We start from the raw sequence: 2,224 nt of genomic DNA, 5'->3' as shown, positions 1-2,224 counted from the left end.
TCTGAAAGCCGCCGGTAAGCCGGAACCCGTCGCGGAGTTACCGAGCGCGGGCGGGCATTCAACCCGCGATATCGTGTTCACCAAAGACGGCAGGCGGATGCTGGTGTCGGTCGGCTCGACGAGCAACGACGCGGAAGGAAGCCGAGGCAGCGCTTCAGATGCTTCAAAACTCGCGCTCGGCGCAAGTTCAGGCTATGAGGCCCGCCGCGCCGACGTGCTCTCTTTCAATCCGGATGGAACCGGCCCGAAAATCTTTGCCACCGGCATCCGCAATTGCGTCGGGCTTGCGATTCATCCGGCCACCGGCGACGTCTATTGCTCGACCAACGAGCGCGACGGCTTTGGCGACAATCTCGTCCCCGACTACGTCACCCGCGTGCGCGAGGGCGCATTTTATGGCTGGCCGTGGTTCTACATCGGCAACCACGAAGATCCGCACCATGCGGGCGAGCGGCCGGACCTGAAGGACAAGGTCACCGTTCCCGACGTCCTGATCCAGGCGCACTCGGCCTCTCTTGGACTGACATTCTACGACGGCCACGCGTTCCCGGCGGAATACCGCGGCGACGGCTTTGCCGCCGAGCATGGCTCATGGAACAGAGCCACGCGCACCGGCTACAAGGTGATCCGCATTCGCATGAAGGACGGCGTTCCCACCGGAGAATACGAAGACTTCATGACCGGCTTTGTCTCCAGCGATTCCGATGTGTGGGGACGCCCGGTCGGTGTAACAGTCGCGCGCGACGGCGCCCTGCTCGTCTCGGAGGACGGCAACGGCACGATCTGGCGCATCACGCATTAGGACGACAGTTACTCGCAATATTCCCTGGCGTTGAACAGAAAACACTTCGCCGGATTTTCCACAAAGGGAAACGCCCGGCGCACGACGAAATGCCGCCGATGGAAACGGTGGCGCTGCTCCGGGCGAGCGTGTTGCACCGTCGGCGCCGTGCAGCGGTCGTTGATATCCTTGTCGGCGACCGGCTTCCACGACACCCGGGCGCCGTCGGCCGTGCACGTCAGCATCAAGGATTTCTGCACGCAAACGAAAGCGCCTTCGCTATAAGCCTTGCTTTCGTACAGGCAGACCGGACTGGCGGCGGGCTTCGGTTCCGGCGCCGCCCACGCCGTGGCGCGGCCTCTACCCACATCCACAGCATGGTGACCGGACGGACTTATGATTTCTTCTCGGTCAAGACCAGTAACGAAAGCTGCGCGGTGCAAAGCGGAAACGTCTTCGGGAACTGATATTCCCTTTGGCGGCGAACGTCCGGTCCGGGCTGCATAGGCCCTCGTTTCGGGGTCGACAAGGCGGCGAATAATGACGACAATCTGCGGTGTTTTTCGTCTTTCGCACTGATCGCAAGGCGCCACCGTTGACTGCACCCCGTAACCAGATCCTGCTCGCGGCCATGGCGATCGGCTGCGCCGTGCTTTCGTCACCGCAGGCGCGGGCGCAGTGGTGGTCGCGCGGGCCGGCCGATTTCGAGGAATGCGCCGATGTTGCCGAGAAGGTCACCGGCAAGGAAGCGCGGACCGCGGCCCTTTCCCAATGCAATGCAAAGTTTGCCGGCCGCCGCAAACCCGGCGGCGGCTACTCCTATTTCGATTTCATGCAAAACCGCAACTTCGACATCGCGGGCCCCAACCCCACGCCGGAGGAGCAGAAGCGGATCGACGAGCAGTACACCGCCTATCTCGAAAATCAGCGGCGCAGCAGCATCGCGGCGGCCTTTGCCGCCAAGCGGCAGCAGTTGCGGCAAGCCTCGCTGAACCAAGCCTCGCTGAACCAAGCATCGCTGAAGAGCGAAACTGAAAAGCCGCCACTGACCACCCGCAACATCGGCAAGCCACAGCCGGCGGCCAGCGACCTCAGGCGCGTCAAGCCCGCCGGCTGCGCGCCGCATTCCTTTTCATGCGAATGGCCGCGGCTTTCCGAAGGCATCAAGGACCTGAAGAAGGCCTTGTTCGGCTCTCCCCCAGGCAAGGGACGCAGCTAGTGGAGTTTGGTCCTTTTGATTCTAACATTCGGAAAAGTGCCCGCTGAGCAGGGATGCGAATGTCAGAATCGGACCACTAGGGCCTTCGCTGCGGGAATTGGTTAGCGCTCGCCAGGCGTTTCTCCGCACATTGCGACCAGACCGGCCGCCAGCGCTCTGAGGGCGGACGATGGTGTTTGAGCGCGAGCTCGATTCGCCGCGAGGGTCGTGGGGCTCTATCGCGC

At 62.8% G+C, this 2,224-nt stretch carries 3 protein-coding genes; 2 read left to right on the top strand and 1 reads right to left on the bottom strand.

What is annotated here, in order from left to right; translation table 11 throughout:
* A partial coding sequence (locus WB528_RS16440) for a PQQ-dependent sugar dehydrogenase (RefSeq protein ID WP_423889467.1) occupies positions 1-802 on the top strand: 802 nt, incomplete at its 5' end.
* An 8-nt stretch (positions 803-810) separates the two neighbouring features.
* On the opposite strand, the gene WB528_RS16435 is transcribed toward WB528_RS16440, so the two are convergent.
* Positions 811-1,149: a DUF1496 domain-containing protein gene (locus WB528_RS16435; protein ID WP_423889468.1), complete on the bottom strand. Its 339-nt coding sequence runs from the start codon at positions 1,147-1,149 to the stop codon at positions 811-813.
* Positions 1,150-1,376: 227 nt separating this feature from the next.
* Between WB528_RS16435 and WB528_RS16430 the strand changes: the two genes are divergently transcribed.
* Complete coding sequence (locus tag WB528_RS16430; protein WP_423889466.1) at positions 1,377-2,000, top strand: hypothetical protein; 624 nt, start codon at positions 1,377-1,379, stop codon at positions 1,998-2,000.
* Positions 2,001-2,224: the final 224 nt, after the last annotated feature.

It is taken from the genome of Bradyrhizobium sp. (assembly GCF_049586575.1).
Classification (GTDB): domain Bacteria; phylum Pseudomonadota; class Alphaproteobacteria; order Rhizobiales; family Xanthobacteraceae; genus Bradyrhizobium.
Note: the sequence above shows the minus strand (reverse complement) of the source record. Positions and strands in the feature narration are given on the sequence as shown.